General features: G+C 60.9%; 11 protein-coding genes. 3 read left to right on the top strand and 8 right to left on the bottom strand.

Annotated features, from left to right (window positions below):
* Window positions 1-169: 169 nt before the first annotated feature.
* Complete coding sequence (locus ACILSO_RS24370) at window positions 170-1,540, top strand: NlpC/P60 family protein (RefSeq protein ID WP_395740083.1); 1,371 nt, start codon at window positions 170-172, stop codon at window positions 1,538-1,540.
* 74 nt (window positions 1,541-1,614) lie between these two features.
* Here the strand turns inward: ACILSO_RS24370 and ACILSO_RS24375 are convergent, their stop codons facing one another.
* A complete protein-coding gene (locus ACILSO_RS24375) occupies window positions 1,615-2,634 on the bottom strand; it encodes a dihydrodipicolinate synthase family protein (RefSeq protein ID WP_395740084.1) in 1,020 nt (339 codons plus the stop codon).
* A gap of 48 nt (window positions 2,635-2,682) precedes the next feature.
* Here ACILSO_RS24375 and ACILSO_RS24380 point away from each other — a divergent pair, with 48 nt between their 5' ends.
* A complete protein-coding gene (locus tag ACILSO_RS24380) occupies window positions 2,683-3,966 on the top strand; it encodes an SGNH/GDSL hydrolase family protein (RefSeq protein ID WP_395740085.1) in 1,284 nt (427 codons plus the stop codon).
* Window positions 3,967-4,241: 275 nt separating this feature from the next.
* Entirely contained in the window at window positions 4,242-7,502 is a 3,261-nt protein-coding gene (locus tag ACILSO_RS24385) for a tetratricopeptide repeat protein (RefSeq protein ID WP_395740086.1), read from the top strand.
* A gap of 31 nt (window positions 7,503-7,533) precedes the next feature.
* Here the strand turns inward: ACILSO_RS24385 and ACILSO_RS24390 are convergent, their stop codons facing one another.
* From ACILSO_RS24390 to ACILSO_RS24420, 7 genes are all read right to left on the bottom strand, one after another.
* Window positions 7,534-8,769 (bottom strand): hypothetical protein, encoded by a 1,236-nt coding sequence (locus ACILSO_RS24390; protein WP_395740087.1) that lies wholly within the window; start codon window positions 8,767-8,769, stop codon window positions 7,534-7,536.
* Between the two features lie 20 nt (window positions 8,770-8,789).
* Window positions 8,790-10,346 (bottom strand): sialate O-acetylesterase, encoded by a 1,557-nt coding sequence (locus ACILSO_RS24395; protein WP_395740088.1) that lies wholly within the window; start codon window positions 10,344-10,346, stop codon window positions 8,790-8,792.
* 74 nt (window positions 10,347-10,420) lie between these two features.
* Window positions 10,421-11,794, bottom strand: a complete 1,374-nt coding sequence (locus ACILSO_RS24400; protein ID WP_395740089.1) for a sulfatase-like hydrolase/transferase — start codon at window positions 11,792-11,794, stop codon at window positions 10,421-10,423.
* 70 nt (window positions 11,795-11,864) lie between these two features.
* The gene (locus ACILSO_RS24405; RefSeq protein WP_395740090.1) at window positions 11,865-13,496 is read right to left on the bottom strand and encodes a lysostaphin resistance A-like protein; all 1,632 of its coding nucleotides are present in this window, start codon (window positions 13,494-13,496) and stop codon (window positions 11,865-11,867) included.
* 256 nt (window positions 13,497-13,752) lie between these two features.
* Entirely contained in the window at window positions 13,753-15,096 is a 1,344-nt protein-coding gene (locus ACILSO_RS24410; protein ID WP_395740091.1) for a sulfatase, read from the bottom strand.
* 21 nt (window positions 15,097-15,117) lie between these two features.
* The gene (locus ACILSO_RS24415; protein WP_395740092.1) at window positions 15,118-16,629 is read right to left on the bottom strand and encodes a sulfatase-like hydrolase/transferase; all 1,512 of its coding nucleotides are present in this window, start codon (window positions 16,627-16,629) and stop codon (window positions 15,118-15,120) included.
* A 41-nt stretch (window positions 16,630-16,670) separates the two neighbouring features.
* Window positions 16,671-18,131, bottom strand: a complete 1,461-nt coding sequence (locus tag ACILSO_RS24420) for a sulfatase (RefSeq protein WP_395740093.1) — start codon at window positions 18,129-18,131, stop codon at window positions 16,671-16,673.
* Window positions 18,132-18,173 lie beyond the last annotated feature (42 nt).

An 18,173-nucleotide genomic window follows, 5' to 3' on the forward strand; every position in this document is an offset into this window, starting at 1 on the left:
ACAGCGGCGGCACGCAGGCACTTTTTGACAAGGAAGGCAGGCGGCTGGGAAACGATTTCTTTATGCCTGCCCGAACTCCACATCCGAGATTTCCTTTGATCAGAATGCGCCACCCGGCGTCAAAGAACACGTCACAACCTCCAGTCCCCCGAATCTCATGCACTCTTCCTTGCGACTCCTGCTCGTCATGCTTGTGGCGGCAGGCACAGGCGCTCCGCTGCAGGCGGCCACGACTTCATCCAAGGGGAAAAAGTCGTCCACGTCCGCCTCCAAGTCGGGCACCGCTGCTAAAAAATCCGCGCCTTCGTCCTCCAATAAATCTGGCTCGTCCAAGTCCGGTTCCTCGAAGTCTGAGGACGAGGTGACGCCGGCGAAAAAGAAGACCCCTCCACCTGAACCGGTGAACGAAGATCCGCCCACCCTCGTGCCGACGCCAGCGGTGGTCTCCACCCTCAGCATCGAGGACATCAGCGGCTTCGACAGCTACCCCAAGCAGATCCAGAGCCTTGTGCAGAGCTGCCTCGCGCTCACCCATTTGGAGCTTGGCTACCTGTATGGCTCCAGTGAACCGAGCAAAGGCGGCATGGACTGCTCCGGCACCATTTACCATGTGCTGCATTTTCAGGGCCTCAAAGACGTGCCGCGCCAGTCGGACGAGATGTGCCAGTGGGTGGACAAGAAAACCCACCTCTACCTCACCCCTACCGCCACGAACTTCGACAGCGAGGAATTTGCCAACCTCAAGCCCGGCGACCTTCTTTTCTGGACAAGCACCACCGAGACCACGCGCAAGCTGCCCGTGACGCACGTCATGGTCTATCTGGGCAAACTCAAGAAAAGTGGCAAGCGCGTCGTCTTTGGCTCCAGCGACGGCCGCAGCTACATGGGCGAGCGCCGCAGCGGCGTGAGCGTCTTCGACTTCAGCCTGCCACGCCCTGAAAGCACCAAGCACTTTTATGGATATGGCCCGACGCCCGGTCTGCTGCCCGTGGAACCGGAGCGGCCTGTAATCGCGGCGATGACGCCAGCGGCTGCGCCCAAGGAAGTGGCCGTGACCAAGGAAACAGTGGAAGCCCAGACACCGTCCTCACCACTATCGAAAGATGCCGTGACAGTCAAGGAAACGGCTTCGTCCAAGGACCCTGTTGCGCTCAAAAAATCTTCCAAGCCGAAGGAGATGCTTCCGGACAACAAGGAGACACGTGCCTCCAAGACAACGGTCGCTGTCAAAGAACCCTCCGCCAGCCAGGAAACACCTGCCCAGCACGAGGAAGTGCGCAAAGCCATTGCGGTATCGACCGACACTCCCACTGCCTCCAGCAGCGACTCGAAAACCGAGGTTAAGAAGACCACCGTCGCAAATGCTCCTGCGAAATCTACCTCCCCGGCCAAGGCCAAGACTTCGAGCACCGCCAAGAAACGCTCAACCACGGTCGCCAGCAGCACCCGCCGTCGCACCCCTGCTCAGCCGCAAAAGAGCGCCTTTCAGCAAAGGGTCGATCAGACCGTCAACTCGGTGCGGCGGTTTTTTCAGCAGTGATTCAGCGAGGATCGCTCGCGGAACAATTCCATCCAAAGATTCGGATGTAGTCAACCACATCTGAAGTCCGAACATCACCTCATCCACCCATCCAGATGCTCCGCTACAAAGGCATCATCGTTCAAATGCGGATACGCGGCATACACACGATCAATCTCTGCCATCTGCCCGGGGCTGAGTGACTCATGCTCATCGAGGCACCACAGGCCTTCGAGGAGGCCTTGGCGGCGGAGGACTTCATGCAGGCCGGCGATGCAGCCATGGAAGGCATTCGCGGCATCGAAGAAGGCGGCGTTGCTGTCGGTGACCTCGATGCCGAGGCGCAGCAGCTCACAGGTGGCTTCGGCATTGCGGCACTGCTCCAGCAGCTCCACGGCGCGCTGGGTCCACACGGACCAGTGGCCGAGGAGGCCGCCGACGATGCGGCGTTCTTTGCCGCCGATGCGATAGGGCGTGAGGAAGTCGGCGACGATGTTGTCGTCGTTGCCGGTGTAGAGGGCGATGTCATCGCGCCCGGCTTCGATGACGGCGCGCACGACATCGAGGGTCTGGTAGCGGTTGAAAGGGGCCATTTTGATGGCGACGATGTTTTCGATCTCGGCAAAGCGCCGCCAGAAGGAATACGGCAGCACACGCCCGCCAACGCTGGGCTGCAGGTAAAAACCCACGATGGGAAGAATCTCCGCCACGGCGCGGCAGTGAGCGATCCTTTCGTCTTCGCCGGCTGCGGGGAGAGCTGCGAGACTGAGGAGCCCGGCGTGGTAGCCCAGACCCCGCAGCAGTTCCGCCTCCGCCACTGCCTGCGCCGTGGCACCGCAGATGCCGCCAATGCGGACGAGGGGTCGCGCTGAGCGGTCCATCTCTTCCTTCGCCAGTTCCAGCACCGGTTTGAAGAGGCCGAACTTCGGATCGCGAATGGCAAACTGCGTGGTGTGCACGCCAACGGCCAGTCCGCCCACACCCGCGGCGATGTAGTAGCGCGCCAGGGCGCGCTGCCGCCGTTCGTCGAGTTTTCTCTGCGCGGTGAGGGCCAGCGGATGGGCGGGGATGGCGATGCCGCGCTGAAGCGGGGAGCGAAAGTCGAAGTTGTTCATGAAATTTTGCTTCGCATGCTGAAGGCGCAACCTTTCAACCGACTCCCCATGCTGCGCCATCTTCTGTTTTCACTTTTTGCCACCGCTGCTCTCCACGCCGCCGATGAATTTCCCCTTGTGCCTGCACAGGAGTGCCACCCGCGGCAGGGGCTGCCGAACTTTTTTGCCAAGGCGAGCACGGCAGGTGCGGAGATCAAGATTGGCTATCTCGGGGGCTCCATCACAGCGCAGCCAGGCTGGAGGCCGAAGACGCTGGCGTATTTTCAGAAGACCTACCCGCAGACGAAGTTCAGCGAGATCAATGCAGCCATCGGCGGCACGGGCTCCGACCTGGGCGTCTTCCGTCTGAAGCAGGACGTGCTGGATCACAAGCCGGATCTCCTGTTCGTGGAGTTTGCGGTGAATGACGGCGGAGCATCTCCCGAACAAATTTTCCGCTGTATGGAAGGCATCGTGCGGCAGACGTGGAAGGCGCTGCCGGAGTGCGACATCTGCTTTGTTTACACCATCACTCAGGCGCTCGTGCCGGCGATGCTGGAGGGCAAGTTCCAGCGCTCCGCGAGCGCGATGGAAAAGATTGCCGATCATTACGGCATCCCCACCATCCACATGGGCATGGAAGTGGCGAAGCTGGCCAAGGAAGGCAAGCTCGAGTGGAAGGCCAAGCTGCCAAAAACGGACGAGGAAAAGAAGACGCTCGGAGATAAATTTGTCTTCGCTCCAGACAGCGTGCACCCGCACGTGGAGACCGGGCACGAGCTGTATCTCGCGGCCATCGTGCGCTCGCAGGAACTGATCAAGTCTGCTTCCAAAAATCCAGGAGCACACGCTCTCGGTGCGCCATTCATCGCGACGAATTACGAGCAGGCCAAGCTGCTGCCCATCAGTGCAGCGACTCTTTCCAAGGGTTTCACGCTGCTGGATCCGAAGAGCGACAAGTTTGGCAAGCAATGGGCCAGCCGCATGACCGCGCTGCACAAAGGCACGCAGCCTGGTGAGACGATCTCCTTCCAGTTCAAGGGCACGCGCTGCTCCATCTACGACATCATCGGTCCCGACTGCGGGCAGGTGCGTGTGACGCTGGATGACCAGCCCGCCAAGCTGGTGCCGCGCTTCGATGCCTACTGCACGTACCACCGGCTGGCCACGCTTGTGATCGGCAGCGATCTCGAAGACAAAGTGCACAGTGTGAAAATCGAGATCGACGCCACGCAGCCTGACAAGGCGACCATTCTGGCAAAGAACGGAAACAAGATCGACAAGCCCGAGCGCTTTGACGGAACCGCGTTTTATCCCGGAGCGATTTTGCTGGTGGGTGAACTGGTGAAGTAGCCTCCCGCTGATCTTTACCCCAGCGGTCATGCCACATGGATGTACGCCGCGCCTGGGGTCCGTGAGCCACAGGCGCATGCCCGTCGTGCTGGCATGTTGTTCTGCATGGACTGCCTCCTGGCTCCTGGGCGTCTGCCCATCCAATTGCGGGGGGAACCATGTTCCGTATGGATGAGAAAGCGGTGAACCAGGGTTAAGAGACGTTTAAAGGCTCATTCAATTTCACTAGGGCGGGGAGGGTCATATTATTATGGAAATTATATGACCTGCTTTCCATGAACAACGATCCCGCCCGCGTTGAGCAGCTCTTCAATGAGGCGCTCGAACGTGCCAACCACATCGAGCGCCACGTCTTTCTCACAGCCGCCTGTGGGAATGACACCGCATTGTGGAATGAGGTCTGGGACCGCTTGCGCAATCATCCTGGCATGGGCGGCAGGCAGCGTAAGACCCGCGGCATTCGTGTGCCGAAAACACCTTCCAATGGCGTCGTGGAGGAGAAACCGGGAGACATGATCGGCCCGTATCGGCTGCTGCAGATCATTGATGAAAGCACCGCCAGCACGCTCTGGATGGCCGAGCGCAACCAGCGCGTGGCGGAGTTCGTGGCCATCAAAATCATCTCGGTCGCCGCCAATGATTTTTTGATCCGCTACGAGGCGCAGAAGCACTCGCTGGCGCTGCTGGACCATCCGGACATCGCTCGGCCGCATGCATGCGGCATGACCCCGGGCGGCAGGCCCTACCTCGTGACCGAGCTGCTGCACGGCACACCGATCACTCAGTTTTGTGATGATCAGAAAATTTCCCTGCTGATGCGCATCCGGCTGTTCATCCAGGCCTGCGATGCCATCCATCATGCGCACCTCAAAGGCGTGGTGCATGGAGATCTCAAACCTGCCAACATCCTCGTCAAATGGGGCGACCAGGGCGTGCCGACCCTGAAGGTGACGGACTTTGGGGTCGCCAAAGCGATGAACCACACCCTCGTCGCACCCACGGGGCATCTGCGCGCACCTGCTGCTTATTTTTCTCCCGAGCAGGTGGCGGCCAAGAACATCGATGCGCGCAGCGACATTTATGCCCTGGGCATGCTGCTGTATGAACTGGTAACGGGACGCCTGCCGATCCAAACGCCCAAGGATGCGGCGGAGCACCTGGACGAAGTGAAAACGGCGGTGTGCGAAACGCAGGTGATGAAGCCTTCCGCCTGCATGCGCTCACTGCCGAAGGCGCACCTCACCGGCCTGGCGTTGAACCGCAAGGTGGAGGCCTCCACATTTCCCGAACTTTTGGAGGAGCATTTTGACTGGGTGGTGATGCGCGCTTTGGAGAAGAGGCCTGAAAACCGCTACCTGACCGTGGACGCGCTTGAGAATGACTTCATGCGCTACCTCAAGGAAGCCGCCGCCCAGGAAGAGCAGCCAGCGGTGCAGGGCTCGGCGATGGGCCTCTTCATTGGCGAGCACCGGGCGCTGTTCTCTCTCGCGGCTTTGCTGGTTTTGCTGCTGGCAGGCGGCATCACCTTTGTGGGATGGCTGCTCTTGAAGGAAAAGAAGGAGGAGACCCGTGTGTCCGCCGGGCAGAAGGTGGAATCCCACTCCATGACCTCCCGGTTTTTGCAGGATATGTTTGCACTGCTGACGCCGGAAACGGTGAAGGGAAAGGACACCACGCTGGTGAAAAACATGCTGGATGCCGCTGTCGAAAATCTGGACAGGCTGGCAGGAAATCCGGAATCCGGAGCGCGTGCACAGGAGACGATAGGCCTGACCTACCTCGCGCTGTCCCAGCCGCTGGATGCACAGAAGCAGATGCAGGGGGCTCTGGAGAAGCGCATGCTCGCACTCGGTGGTGAGCACCGGGACACGCTGCGCAGCATGCGGCAGCTCGCCACTGCGATGAAGGCGGAAGGGCGCTTCGTGGATGCGGAGACGCTGCTACGCAAGACCCTGACCACCCAGCAAAAGGCCCTGGGTCCGGACCACCTGGACACTTTTGTGACGATCACCGTGCTGGCGGCGGTGTGCGATGAACAGGAGAAACGGCTGGATGCGGAAACCTTGTATCTCAATCTCTGGAATGTGCAGAAGCGCGTGCTGGGTCCGGATCACCTCGACACCCTTGCCACGATTGGCAATCTGGCGAACTCCTACAGCGCGCAGGGCAGGCACGCGGATGCGCTGAAGCTGCGCAGGGAGCAGCTGGAGGGCACGCGGCGGACGCTGGGGCCCAATGATTCGCGCACTCTCATCGCGATGAATATCACCGCCCAGGCCGCAGAGGCCGCAGGCATGCCCTCAGAGGCTGAAAAGCTTTACTTCGGAGCATTGGAAATTGTGAAGCAATCGCTCGGTGCGGAGCACCCTGACACGCTGGTGCAGACGGACCAGCTGGCACTGATGCTGGGGCGGCGCGGGAGGCATGATGAGGCGCTGAAGCTGCACCATCAAAGCCTGGATGCGAAGCGCCGCGTGCTCGGCCCCAAGGATCCGCAGACGATGCTCTCGCTAAAACACCTGGCGGATGAATACGAGGTGCAGGGACGGCGCAGCGATGCCGAAGATTCACAGCTGCAGGTCCTTGAAACATTGAAGAAGACCTTTCCACCGGAGCACCCGGAAATTCTCACTCAAATGGACACCGTGGCGCAGGTGTATGACAGCCATGAGCGCCCCGCAGAGGCCGCAGAACTCCGGCAGGAGACGCTTGCAGTGCGGGAGCGCGTGCTGGGGTCCGCGCACGCCAAGACGCTGCGCTCAAGGCAGCAGCTGGCGGCTTCCCTGGCGGCAGCGGGCAGGCATGCCCAGGCCATCGCACTGCAGAACGAAACTCTTGAGACGATGAAGGCGGCGTTTGGACCTGGAGATCCGGACGTGCTTTCCCAAATGCATGCCATGGCGGCCATGCATGACCGCCGCGGCGACCATGCCCAGGCCGAAAAGATGTACACCGAGCTGCTGCAAATCCAGCAGCGCGTTCTCGGTGTTGAGCATGAGGACACGCTCAACACCATGGCCGGCCTGGCGGATGTGCACCGGCATGCGGGCAGGCTCGAAGACGCGGAAACTCTGTACCAGCAGGTGCTGGAGGCCCGGCGCAAGCGCACGCCTGCAGACATTGCAGCAGTGACCTCCGCAGCCTCTGACCTCGGCGGACTGTGGCTGCAAAGCGGTAAATGGGTCCAGGCTGAGTCTCTGCTGCGCGACTCGCTCGAACAATGCGTCAAACAACAGCCTGAGCACTGGCTGCGTTTTCATGCTGAAAGCCTGCTGGGGGGCGCCTTGCTGCAGCTGAAGAAAATCGCCGAAGCCGGCCCGCTTCTGCGCTCCGGCTACGAAGGGCTGAATGCCCGCGCCGCCGCCCTCCCGGAACAGGCCCGCCAGCATCTGAGGGCAGCCGCCGAGCGACTCGCCCAATTCAATGCCGCCACCGGCAGCGTGGCGCAGACAAGCGGGCAGAAGCGGCAGCAGTCAGAGCTTGCCTCGCCGCAGGCTGTGGCAGCACCTCAAAAGCTCATGATGCGTAAAAAGTAATCGCCAGGGAACAGGATAACTGACAGGCAGATCACCTGGACGTCTTCGCCCGCTGCATCTGATGCCTGACCCAGAGAAAATTGGCGGTCCGGTCCACACCCGATTTGAAGCGGGCCTGGTTCACCTCAAACAGGATGGGATAAAGCGCCGGATCAAATTCGCAGAGATCGCTCCAGTAGCCGCTGATGCCACCGGGCGGACGCTTGCCGGTGTGGATGCCGTTCACATGATCGACAAACTTGTTTCCCGGCTGCAGCAGGATGCAGGTGACGGTGTTGGCAAAAGGCCGCATCATTTCCGGGGTGATGCCATAGCGCCCGCTTTGCAGAGCGCGTGAGAACAGCGCGATGTCATAGCCTCCATGGGCGATGTCCTCGTAGTGCTTGATCGGCTGCTCTCCGGCGGCGTAGGACCATTTGTAGCAGGGCCTGCCTTTGACCTCGCAGTGCTCCACTTCGGCAAAAAACCATTCGATGGCTGCTTTCACCACGGCCTCATACTGGCGCACCCGCTCGGGTGCATCGCCCATCAGGGCGTGAGCTTCGGACATGCGCTGAAAGCCGTTGAGGAGCATGGCCTGCTGATTCCACGGCACACCTCTGGCAGCAGCCCCAGGACGACTGGCTGCCTCAAAGGCCGGAGAATCCGGCGTGTAGAGGCGCAGATTGTCCGGTCGTAAGAAGTACTTCACGATGAAGCTGTCCATGGTGCGGTCCATTTCGCGGACGTAGGTGCGCGCCCGCTCCAGGTAGGTCCTGCCAAAGTCATAGGCATCTCCGCCTGGCACGGGTGTCTCCCACAGCGTTTCGTTCTTCAAAATCTCCCGCGCCGTGCAGGCGATGTGGCCCACAACATCGCCGCTTTCAGAGCCGGCGTAAACGCGCGCGCCATCTTTTGAGACGGAGTTTGGCCAGACCAAGTCTCGCTCTCCGGTCCAGATGATGGCGCCGGTCTTGGGGTCGTTGCGGCCTGCGAGCATCGCATCTGCAAAGGCGATCATGCGATCCAGCAGTTCGACATCGCCGCTGATTTCAAAGACTCGCGCCAGAGCTTCGACGGCAGTGCCGCCTGTGCCATAGACCATGTTGTTGCGCAGGTTGTCCTTCGGCAGCGGCACCGTCTGCATGAACTGCTTGAAGGCCTGAATCTCCCGTGGCGTGACCGCGCCCGCGCCCTCTTCGACGATCATGGCCGGCGGCGTTTCGGAACGAAGCATCGCCAATGGGAGCAGCAGCAGGAAGGCGCGGAATGGTGGGAGCCAATGCATGGAATGGGAGTTCACCTCAATCACTTTCTGGCATTGAGCAAAGACCAGTCGTCCGTGCGGAAAGTCTGCGCAGGAAGGCCGTCTTTGTTGAACAGACTGGCCCATGGGGACTGGCTGGACCAAGCGTAGCGCACCGCGGCGGGCTGCGGCACAGCGGCGCTCGATACGATCACGCTGTCGCCTTCGATGACGGCATCAGCCCAGTGAAATTGTTTGTCCGCACCGGCGATGATGAAGCCTTGCAGTTGATCGCTGTGCCGCGTTGCCAGGCCCCGGCCTATGTGGCTGAACTTGATGCGCACCTTCCCGCCTTCGATGCTGTGCGATGCATACAGAGGGCCGCTGAATTCGGCCTGACCGCCATACACAAAACTCAGCGCCACCTGCTTCGCGCGGTCAGCATAGCCCGATTTGTTCGTGGGGTGCGTCATGCCGCCGAGATCGGTGCTGATGACCATGGCGGTGTGCGGATGCTGCTGAATTTTGATGTGCACTTCGCGGGCCTGTCCCTCAATGTCCGCGGGCACCTTGGCGGGTGTGGGCGCGAAGGCGTCCGCATTTTTTGTGGTCGGATTGGCCAGATCCCACGCGGTGCCACCGCCGCTGGGTTTCTGCATGTAGATGAACGGAAAATCCTGCTGCCAGGCCTTGCGCCAGCCTTTGATGAGAGCGCCCATGACGTGGAATTGATCCACGCCTGTGATGCCCGTGCCGCCTTCGCCCTGATCCCACAATACGCCACGGATGGCATACGGCACATACGGCTGCACATGCGCCTGATAAAGATGTCCGATCTCACCGCTGCACTCGCCGGGCTGCAGTGGCACGGCAGGTTCGCGGCCCACTTTGCCGCCGCTCTGCTTCGCCTTTTCCGCATTGGCTTTCCAGGCGGTCATGTAGCGTTCATAGGCCTTCATGGCGGCGGCAAAATCATAGGTCTTCGCGAACTCTTTGATCTGCGCCTGGCATGCGGCATCGCCGCGGAACATCTCTTCGGTGAGCCAGAAACCGGAGGGGGTGCCACCCACTGCGCCCACCATCAGCCCCACCGGAACATTCAGTTCCGTCTGCAGGCGGGAGCCAAAGGCAAACAGGATGGCTGAAAAGGCGTCCACATTGGCAGGAGTGGCCGGCTGCCAGCCTTTGGCGCCCTGCTTCATGAGACGGATGCGCGGATAAGGCGCGGCAGCCAGCGTCTTTTGCAGGCCCTCATCGGCACCTTTGAAGGTTCGCACCGGCCCGGCCATGTTGGACTGCCCTGAGCCAAGCCACACTTCACCAACGAGCACATCCTGAATCGTGAGAGTGTTTGAGCCTTTCACCGTAAGAGTGAGGCCTTCGGCCGCCTGCAGCGGATCCAGGCTCACCTTCCAGCCTCCCTTCTCATCTGCTTTGGTGCTCTTGCTCTGTCCTGCGATGGAAACGGCGACTTCTTCACCGGGTGAAGCCTTCCCCCAGATCGGTGCCGGGACATCGCGCTGCAAGACCATGTGGTCGGATATGACCGGCGGCAAAGTGACCTCTGCATGCAGAGTGGCCGCGCAACACGCGAGCAGGAGGGGGATTTGATGCTTCATAAGTAGGGTAGAGGGTGTGTTGCCTGGGAACGCTGATGCCAGACGTCTGCTTGCCCGCCCGCAGCCAGGGTGAATCACTTCTGCTTCTTCTTTCTGGCCTTCTTCTCCGGCTTCTCCCTGCCTTTGCCGGAAGCTTCAAACTCGCGGTCGAGCTCAGTCGGGCGTGCGTCCTTGTAGCGATCGAGCGCGGCCAGGAGTCTTGCTTTGGCGGCAGATGCGTCAGCGCTGAGTGTCGTGGCGGAGAGATCCTGCTTTTCAGCGGAGTCGGTGCTGAGATCGTAGAAGCGGCCGCCGCGGTAGAGCTTGAAGCGGTGGTCAAAGGCGTACTCCTTCACCGTGAGGTCCTGGCTCTGTCGTGGCGAGTACCAGGAATATAGCCACTCACGCGGCGTGCCGGGATCTCCCTTGAGCTGCGGGAGAAAGCTCACGCCATCGACATTCTCAGGCGCTTTGGCCCCGGCTGCGGCGCAAATGGTGGGGAGGAAGTCCGTGCTGCTGACGAGATCGGTGCTCACACGGCCCTGCTTGATCGCCGCGGGCCAGCTGACGATGAGAGGCACATGGGTGCCGCTGGCGGTGGTGCTGCCTTTGCCGCCTTTGACGTCCATGCCTTTGAAGCGGCTGGGAGTGCCGGCGCCGGTGCCATTGTCTCCGAGGAAGATGAGCAGAGTGTTGTCGCGGATGCCGAGTTCATCCAGCCAGGCCACCACGCGGCCCACCATCTTGTCCATGTAGGCCACCATGTCGGCAAAGTGCTTCGGAGCCTGCTGCTTGTTTTCGCTGCTGATGGTGGGGTCCCAGTCCGGGCTGTCGGGCGTTGGCTGGTAGGGGCTGTGGGTGAGCATCATCGGGTAGTAGAGAAAGAACGGCTTCTCTTTGTTTTTGGCGATGAAGCTCAGCGCGAAGTCGTTCACGAGCGTGGGACCGTACTCGCCGTGGGAGAAGTCTTTCTCCACGCCGTTGTATTCCAAACCGGGATTGGCATAGCGCGGCGGGCGGCGGGTCTGCTGCCAGAGGCAGGACTCCTCAAAGCCGAAGTGCTGCGGAGAGTCCGCCTCATGCCCGAGCTGCCACTTGCCGCAGATGCCGGTGGCGTAGCCCGCGCCTTTCATGAGGTTTCCAAAGGTTGTCTCGGTGCGCGGCAATGTGCCAAAGTTGAGGTAGTTCCGCACGTTGTAGCGCCCGGTCATGAGCTGGACACGGGTCGGCGTACACAGCGGCTGCACGTGGCAGTTTTCAAAACGCAGGCCGGAGGCGGCGAGCTTGTCGAGGTTCGGTGTCTGGTAGGACTCGCCTCCATTTGCCGTGATGCATTCGTAGCCCAGGTCATCCGCCATGATAAGCACGATGTTTGGCCTGGCCTCCGCAGCCCGTGCGAAGGCGGGCTGCAACGGGAATGAAGGATGCAGAATGACGAACGACGAGAGGAGGCCGAGAAAGAACTTCATAGCCGCCCCAGAACGAAGCATGTGGAGGCGATCTTTAACCAGAGTTGACCGCGCGCCTTCCGTTTCCAAGTCACACCAAGTGCGGGAAGTAATACAGCAGAACGATCATCACGCTGTTGTTCAGCCCGTGCAGCAGGATGCAGGGCAGAAGGCTGCGGAAGCGGAGACGCAGGAGGGAGAGCGCCACTCCGATGACGGTGATCGGAATGGCCATTTCCAGCCCGTGCACGATGCCAAAGATGATGGAGACAAGCGCCACACACCATCCCGCCCGAAGCCGCCTTCCCATCCAGTCCTGCAGCATGCCACGGAAGACGACCTCCTCAAGGAAGGGCACAAAGATCCCTCCTGCAATCACCATGCCGAGAAGCTTGGGGAGCGAGTCTGCCTGCAGGAGTTTGGCCACCAGCTGTGAGTCCAGTTCGCGGTCCATCACTTGCTCAAAAGCCCAGGCATAGCCCAAATTGAAAAGCTCGATGAGGAGGAAGGCCAGCACACACCAGCCCAGGATGGCCGGCCACCTGGCCTTGCCAGATTCCGTGGCAGCCTGCGGAGCGACGAGATAGCCAAGCGGCGCCCTGCTGCCGGTCGTGGCAAAAATGAGGAACATGATCCCCAGCAGTGAGAATGAGACACAAAGGACCATGGGCGCCAGGATCACCGAGCTGCCGTAGAGAATGACTGTGGACCACAATATGACCATCCAAAAACCAGGGGGCTTTGAACGCAGGCTGCGTGTGATGAACGCCACGATCAGCAGCCACAGCCAGCCGATGCCCAGAGCGATCCCGGCCAGCAGCTGGCCATGTTCGTCGATGAACTTCTTCAGGCCTTTGCCGCCGGTCAGCTGCTCCATCATGTAATTCCAGTCTGCATCGTTCAGCTCCTGGGTCTTGCCGGTATTGAGTGCTCCCTCCAGACGGCAATGGTGGGCGTAGAGGCGGTCCGGGCCGGTGATTTTTTCATCTGCCAGCAGCTCGGTGGCCAGGACGTACAGCGCCTGCCACTCCCTTTTGGCATGGTGCAGCTCCAGCAGCAGAAGACGGGGCCTTGGGCCTTGCGGCTCTTCTTTCAGCCAGTCCTGCAGCACCGACCGAGCGCGCTCAATCTCCTCAGCCGAGGAAGGATCTCCACGCAGCAGCGCTCCCACATAAACGTCCCGGACATACGCGCGATTGGGCGCGCTCAGCTCCTTCTCTCCCACCAATGCGGCGGCCAGTGTGATCTGTTCTGCACGCTTCTGATCCGTCACGAGCAGTTGCAGACGCAGGAGGCGTGCCTCTACAGACTGGGGAAGCGCCTTCTCCCATGAAGCCACGATTTCTCGCGCGTGGCTCAAGTGAGCGGGAGTAGGATTGTCGAGAAGGGCGTGGGTCAGGGTTTCGGCATCCCAGAGCAGTTGCTCGCGCGCAGGAGGAGCAGGCAGTTCCTTGAACCCCTGTGCGATTGAGGTGGCGCACAGGTCCACCAGCTTGTCGGAAAGGTCCTTGTCCGCCTGATCCTTGCTGCGCGCGAGCTGGTTGATCGTTTGAAATGCCGCCTCGCTCGCCACCCACCCGCCGGTTTCGAGTTTTGGCAGCAGCTCAGCGGCTGCTTTGCGCGCGGCGGCCATCTCAGGTGCAGGCTCATCGCAAAGCACGGCAGTGGTGAGAATCAGCAGCGCCAGCAGCGGTTGCGCGAGACGGATAAGGAAATGCGTCATGTCAGTGGGGCGCTTCTGTATCACGCGGATGGCAGCAGGCAATGATGCTTCATTACAAGCGGCTTTGTTCTTTGGAATGCGCAAGCTTCGAAACACGCCGTGTGCAGACTTGCGGCGGAATGGCGTGACGGACGCTGATGGTTAGCGCCGTGTGCGCAGAAAGCGATGGGTTTGCTTCCTCGGCTGTGCTGGAAAACCGAGGGGAGCACTCGCTACGCTCGGCACCCCTGAGCTCAATGACGGAAGGCCAGACAAGCTATCTTTCGGGTGCCTGCCAGGGCGTGGCGCCGCCGATCTGCACATGCCTGCGCAGAGCATCGGAGAGTTCTTTGAAGACCTTTGGCGCCTTGCCCATGAGGTTTGTCTTCTCCTGAGGATCGTTCTTCAGATTGTAGAGTTCCAGCGGGGTGTAAGGTGTGTTCTGCATCAGCTTCCAGTCGCCACGGATGATAGCCTCGTAGCTTTTGCCGCCGTAAGCCGCACCGCCTTCGCGGCGCACAAAGTAGAGGTCCCGCTTGGGAGTGTCGAGGGTGCCGCCATTGAAGATGGGCACGAGGCTCACGGCATCCAGCTCTGCGGAAGGCTGCAGGCCGGCGAGTGAGAGGAAGGTGGGGAAGAGATCGAAATTCAGGCCGCTGTAGTCGCTGCGGGAGCCCGCTTTGATGTGGCCCGGCCAGCGCACCATGAAGGGCACGCGCAGGCCGCCGTCGTAGTGGCTGGTCTTGCCATCGCGCCAGGGGTCGTTGTTCTGCGCATGAGGCAGCGAGCCGCCGTTGTCAGAGCTGAAAGCCACGACGGTGTTTTGATCGAGACCGGTCTCCTTCAAAACCGCCAGCACCTGCCCGATGCGGTCGTCCAAATGCTCCACCAGCGCGGCATTGCGTGCGCGTTTTTCTTCCAGCTGCGGCGCGCGCGCTTTTACTTTGGCCACCCATTCCTCCGGCGGCTCGATGGGGAAGTGGGGTGCATTGAAGGCGAGATACAGGAAGAAGGGCTTCTTCTCTTTCGCACGCTCGCGGAAGTAGTCCGCCGCCCAGCCGGCAAAGATGTCCGTGGCATGGCCCTTCGGATCAACCTCCTCTGCATTGTGCCGCATGTAGTTGTGCCCCTGGCGCAGGTGCGTGGTGTAGCTGTCCATCATGTCGCCGAGGAAACCATGGAAGAGGTCAAATCCGCGCTCATTCGGCGTATTTTCACGCTCAAGCCCGAGATGCCATTTGCCTACCACCGCCGTGTGGTATCCGGCTTTCTTCAATTCATTGCCGAGGGTCGGAATGCCGGGTGCGAGGCAGCCCCAGGAATCATCCGGATTCGTACGGATCACTCCCGGCACGCCCACACGGTCCGGATACCGACCCGTGAGCAGCGCCGCGCGCGAAGGCGAGCACACGGTGCAGTTGGCCCGCATGTTGGTGAAAAGCAGACCCTCCGCCGCCAGCTTGTCGATGTTCGGCGTGTGGCAGTCGGAAGCGTGATAGGTGGAGACATCGCCGTAGCCGAGATCATCGGCGTAGATGATGAGGAAGTTTGGCTTCACATCGGCAGCGAAAGCCGAAGCCACACAAAGCAATGACGAAAGAAGGAGGGGGAGGGGCTTCATGGCAGGCGGGAACCCTTTCGATTATTGCTTTGCCGGTTTGCCTTTGTTTTTCTTCGCCCTCGGCGCCGGTTCTGGTGGTGGTGTCAGTCCATCATTCGGCTGGTTCCACAAACGATAAGGATCATTCAGCCGGCGCATTTCACCCAGAAGCAGGGCTTCCATTTCGGCAAGCTTGGCTGCGTGCTTCGGGTCCGCGGCGAGATTGGTTTTCATCGGGTCGGCATTGCCGTGTTCTTTGAGGAATTCATCCGGATTGGCTGCCAGGTTGAAGAGCTGAGTCTCGCGGGAAGTGCCGTTCATGCCGTCGTACTTGATCAGCTTCCAGTCTCCCTGCATCACGCAGCGCATGCCGGGCTTGGTGCCGCCGCAGTACACGCCAAACATGACATCGCGCATGGAGTCCTGCCTGCCTTCGAGCACCGGCTTGAAGCTGAGACCTTCATTGCTCTCGGGCGCGGGGATGCTGGCGAGATCGCAAAGCGTGGCCACGATGTCGAGCAGGTAGATGTTTCCAGGCACACGGGAGCCGGCTTTGATGCCCGGGCCTTTGACAATGAAGGGCACGCGCCAGGTGTGTTCGTAGAGGTTTTGTTTTCCCTGCAGGCCGTGACGGCCGATGGCGATGCCGTGGTCTGCGGTGTAGATGATGTAGGTGTTGTCCAGCTCGCCCATGGCCTTGAGCTTTTCCAGCACACGGCCGATCTGGATGTCAATGTTCTCACCGCACGCATACTCGCGGCCGATTTCGTTGCGGATGGTGGCCTCATCGCGGTTCCGCCACACGCCGCTCACCTCCACTTCGTCGCGCACATTGGCATCGCCGTTGTTGAAGGGGTGTGCTTTGAGGTAGTTGGCGGGCAGCGCGGGCTGCCTGGGGTTCAACGCGGGCAGCGTGTTCGGGTCTTCGTGATTCACAGCACCGTATTTCGCCAGCAGCTCGGGGCGGCCATCGCGGGTGTCGTGCGGATGGGAGAAACCGAAGTTGATAAGGAAGGGATCCGTGTCCTTTCTGGCTTCGCGCTCGTTCAGGTAGTTCATGACCTGGTCGCCATGCCAGGTGCTGCCGCTTTCATCCGTTCCGCCGCGTTTGGTGGCATCATGGCGCACGGTGAACTGCTTGTTGGCGCCCTCGTAGGAGTTGCCCTGCTTGCAGGTGCGCATGGTGTCGTAGCCAGCGCGATTGAATACGGCGGCCAGCGTGTTCAGCTCCAGGTTTGGCGGGCAGTGCTCCTTCGCTCCAGGGCCGATGGGCAGGTGCCACACCGTGCGCCCGCTCATGATCATGTGGCGCGAAGGCGTGCACACCGCGCCGATGAACGAGCCCATGTGCCGTGCGGAATCAAACACCATCCCCTCAGCCGCGAGCTTGTCGATGTTGGGCGACTGCAGCGGGGACTTTGGATTGTAGAACTTGAAGTCAAACGGCGACTGGTCATCGACGACGATGAAGAGAAAATTCGGGCGCTTTGCGGGGGCCGCGAAGGAGGTGCTCAAAACGCAGAGCGACAGCAGGATGAGAGCGAGGGGCTTCATGGTGGATGGAAGGTTGGTAGTGCATGGTCAGCCGCCAGGGGCTATTCAGCCCTGGCTTTCTTGTTTGCGCCTTTTTTGGCAGCTGCCTTGCGCGCTCCGCGCTCGCCCATGGGCAGCAGCGCACCGCCGCGAGCGTTCATTTCGGCATCGCACAGCGCACGCATCTCTTTCAGGGTCGCGGCATGCGCGGGATCAGCAGCCAGGTTTTTCAGTTCGTCGCGGTCAGACTGGAGATCATGCAGAAACTCATAGGCGGGCTTTTGATCGAAGTAGCGCGCATACACGTAGCGCTGGCCGCGCACGCCCTCCCATGTGAGCGTGGGCGCGAGGTCAAGGTGCTCGCCAAAGTAGTGGGTGCGCCAGGGTTTGTCGCTGCCTTTGCCTTCGATGAGCGTGGAGAGGCTGCGTCCTTCATAGGCGTCCGGACGCCTCACCCCGGCCCAGTCGAGGAACGTGGCGGGCAGGTCCACGTTGAGCACCAGTTCATCCAGCACCCGCCCGCGCTGCTCCTTTGGTACACGTGGATCATAGACGATCATCGGCACTCGCAGGGACTCCTCATAGTGCGACCACTTGCCCTGAAAGCCGCGGTCGCCGAGGTAGTAGCCGTTGTCGCCGGAATAAACGATGATGGTGTTGTCATCCAGGCCCGCCTCCTTCAGCGCGGCCAGCACCCGGGCGATGGCCTTGTCGATCCCGCTGATCATGCGGTAGTAGGCGCGGACATTGATCTCATACTTCTCCGGTGTGTCGTAGCCCCAGAACCAGCGCTCACGATTGATCGAGTCTTTGAGAAACTGCGGGTGCGCCTCGTAGATGGCGGGATCTCCCAGGCGCGCCGGCGGGATGGAGCGGTCCTCATACATGCCATCCGTGGACTGCGGCCAGGGATACAGGCCGATGCCCGGGCGGTGGTCATTGTCCTCCGCATGCGCGGCATTGAACCACAGGTTCAGCGCAAAGGGTTTGTCCTTCGGCTGTGACTTGATGAACGCGATGCCTTTGTCGCACACGATGTCGGTCTCATGCCTCTTTGTGCCATCCGGCATCGTTTTGAAGTAGGGATTGCGACCGACGGCCTCGTACTCGTCATACTGCTCCTGCGGCTTGAAGCCCTCCGGCGCCATCATGTGCCATTTGCCAAAGTGCCCCGTGCGGTAGCCCGCCGAGCGAAGCAGCACCGGGTACATGGTGGCCAGCGCCTCCGGCTTTACGGTGGGGATGGCCTTCGGCTGCGCATGACTGCGCGCCCACTGCCCTGTCAAAATGACCGCACGGCTGACCCAGCACACGGGCGTGGTCACATGAGCATTGCTGAAACGCACGCCTTGTGCCGCCAAAGAGTCGACCGTGGGGGTCTGCACGATGGGGTGGCCCGCGCAGCTCTGCGTATCCCACCGCTGATCATCGGAAAAAAGGAAGAGGATGTTTGGGCGTGGCTTGTCGGCAGCCGAAGCCGCTGTTACCAAGCCGAGAGAAAGCAGGACAAAAGCAAATTTCATGAACCTGTGCGAACGGAGCCAGCAGCGCCAATCTTCCGCCGG

It is taken from the genome of Prosthecobacter sp., from assembly GCF_044226605.1.
Classification (GTDB): domain Bacteria; phylum Verrucomicrobiota; class Verrucomicrobiia; order Verrucomicrobiales; family Verrucomicrobiaceae; genus Prosthecobacter.

What these genes read in the sequence shown, in the direction of transcription:
- ACILSO_RS24375 (WP_395740084.1), bottom strand. Translation starts at nt 2,634, where the DNA reads ATGAACAACTTCGACTTTCGCTCCCCGCTTCAGCGCGGCATCGCCATC.
- ACILSO_RS24380 (WP_395740085.1), top strand. Translation starts at nt 2,683, where the DNA reads ATGCTGCGCCATCTTCTGTTTTCACTTTTTGCCACCGCTGCTCTCCAC.
- ACILSO_RS24385 (WP_395740086.1), top strand. Translation starts at nt 4,242, where the DNA reads ATGAACAACGATCCCGCCCGCGTTGAGCAGCTCTTCAATGAGGCGCTC.
- ACILSO_RS24390 (WP_395740087.1), bottom strand. Translation starts at nt 8,769, where the DNA reads ATGCATTGGCTCCCACCATTCCGCGCCTTCCTGCTGCTGCTCCCATTG.
- ACILSO_RS24395 (WP_395740088.1), bottom strand. Translation starts at nt 10,346, where the DNA reads ATGAAGCATCAAATCCCCCTCCTGCTCGCGTGTTGCGCGGCCACTCTG.
- ACILSO_RS24400 (WP_395740089.1), bottom strand. Translation starts at nt 11,794, where the DNA reads ATGAAGTTCTTTCTCGGCCTCCTCTCGTCGTTCGTCATTCTGCATCCT.
- ACILSO_RS24405 (WP_395740090.1), bottom strand. Translation starts at nt 13,496, where the DNA reads ATGACGCATTTCCTTATCCGTCTCGCGCAACCGCTGCTGGCGCTGCTG.
- ACILSO_RS24410 (WP_395740091.1), bottom strand. Translation starts at nt 15,096, where the DNA reads ATGAAGCCCCTCCCCCTCCTTCTTTCGTCATTGCTTTGTGTGGCTTCG.
- ACILSO_RS24415 (WP_395740092.1), bottom strand. Translation starts at nt 16,629, where the DNA reads ATGAAGCCCCTCGCTCTCATCCTGCTGTCGCTCTGCGTTTTGAGCACC.
- ACILSO_RS24420 (WP_395740093.1), bottom strand. Translation starts at nt 18,131, where the DNA reads ATGAAATTTGCTTTTGTCCTGCTTTCTCTCGGCTTGGTAACAGCGGCT.